The sequence below is a fragment of the uncultured Limnohabitans sp. genome, from assembly GCF_937889215.1.
Taxonomy (GTDB): Bacteria; Pseudomonadota; Gammaproteobacteria; order Burkholderiales; family Burkholderiaceae_C; genus Limnohabitans_A.
On record NZ_CALBEX010000256.1, the window covers coordinates 1 to 1,275 of the forward strand.

At 62.9% G+C, this 1,275-nt stretch carries 2 protein-coding genes; both read left to right on the forward strand.

Annotation, left to right across the window (positions count from 1 at the left end):
* Positions 1-751, forward strand: a 751-nt coding sequence (locus Q0341_RS06500; protein ID WP_299511330.1) for a 2-dehydro-3-deoxygalactonokinase, incomplete at its 5' end; no start/stop codon positions are given.
* Positions 752-821: 70 nt separating this feature from the next.
* Positions 822-1,275: 2-dehydro-3-deoxy-6-phosphogalactonate aldolase (locus tag Q0341_RS06505; protein WP_299511331.1), on the forward strand; the 454-nt coding region annotated here is incomplete at its 3' end.

Consider the following 1,275-nt stretch of genomic DNA (forward strand, 5'->3'; position numbering starts at 1 on the left):
CCAAGAACTTTTTGGCGACTGGCTGCAAGCGCCGGGAACGCTCTGCCTGATCTCGGGCATGGCGGGCAGCCGCCAAGGATGGCAAGAAGCGCCCTACTGCCCCTGTCCCGCAGGCTTTGCCGAGTTGGGCCAGCACCTGCTGTGGCTGCAGCCCGGGCGCATCGCGTTGGTACCGGGCCTGAGCTGTCTTGGCGGGGATACTTTGCACACCCCCGACGTGATGCGCGGCGAAGAGGTGCAAATTTTTGGGGCCCTGCACATGGCGGGCCGCGACAACGCCACGATGGTGCTTCCCGGCACACACAGCAAATGGGTGCAGGTGCAGAGCGGGCGTGTGACGCAGTTCCAGACCTTCATGACCGGCGAGGTGTTTGCGCTGATGAGCCAGCACTCGATTTTGGGCAAAACGATGGACCTGCAGGGCGCTTTTGACGAAGCGGTTTTTTTGCAAGGCGTGGACCAAAGCCAGCAAAGCGGCAGTGCACTGCACCACCTCTTTGCGGTGCGCACACTCGGCTTGTTTGAACGCCTAAGCGCAGCCCAATTGCCCAGTTATTTGTCGGGCCTGCTGATCGGCGAAGAGCTGCGCCACCAGGCCGCGGCAACCCACACCGAACCGGTGATTTTGATCGGCAACGAAGCCCTGACCCTGCGCTACACCCTGGCCCTGCAGCACCTGCGCATCCCCTGTCAAAGCCAAGGGGCCGCAGCCACTTGGGCGGGCTTGTTTGCGCTGGCATCGGCATGCTGAGCTTCACAAATCACCACCCCTTGGGCGATCGGTGTGGTAAACGCCCTGAAACATTCACAAATACCCTACCATGACACTGACCACAAACCCCGCTCAAACCCTGGCGCAAGCCATGGCCCAGCTTCCCTTGATCGCCATCCTGCGCGGCCTCACGCCCGCTGAAGCACCCACCATTGGCGAGGCGCTGGTCAGCAGCGGCTTTGCCATCATCGAGGTGCCGCTCAACTCGCCTGAGCCTTTGCAGAGCATCGCCACCCTGACAAAACTGTTCCCGCAAACCCTGATCGGCGCAGGCACGGTGCTGAATGCGCAGCAAGTCAAAGATGTTCAAGCGGCAGGCGGCCGCCTGGTCGTGGCCCCCAACTTCAACCCCGCCGTGGTGGCGCAGGCCCTGGCGCTGAACATGGTGGTGCTGCCCGGCGTGGCCACGCCCACCGAGGCCTTTGCCGCACTCGATGCAGGTGCACACGGCCTGAAATTGTTCCCGGCCGAGATGGTCTCGCCTGCCACCGTCAAAGCCATGC